This is a genomic window from Bacillus sp. SIMBA_154, from assembly GCF_046536015.1.
Lineage (GTDB): Bacteria > Bacillota > Bacilli > Bacillales > Bacillaceae > Bacillus > Bacillus pumilus_P.
The window spans coordinates 1-234 of record NZ_JAWJBV010000678.1; the positions used below are offsets into that span (position 1 = coordinate 1).

Genomic DNA, 234 nt, shown 5'->3' on the forward strand with positions numbered 1-234 from the left:
GACACTTTTTGCCTCAGGGGACACTGAATTTAAGCGCGGGCATTGTTAAGAGCGTGCCGTGGTTTGGTGCTAAGCGACAAGTGGTCGCAGCCGAAGACGACTACCAGTTTACCAAGTATCGACTGAATATTGGCTTCAATACCGATTTTGAATTGGCCGGACAGCCGCTGTTATATCGCGCCCAGGCCGACTTTCTGTATTCCCCCAAAGTCATTCTGGCGTCTGAAGGCCTGA

The 234-nt window shown here is 51.3% G+C and carries 1 protein-coding gene; it reads left to right on the top strand.

The genetic code is table 11. From position 1 onward, the window contains the following. Positions 1-234: ShlB/FhaC/HecB family hemolysin secretion/activation protein (locus tag R0K30_RS23570; RefSeq protein WP_410613460.1), on the top strand; the 234-nt coding region annotated here is incomplete at both ends.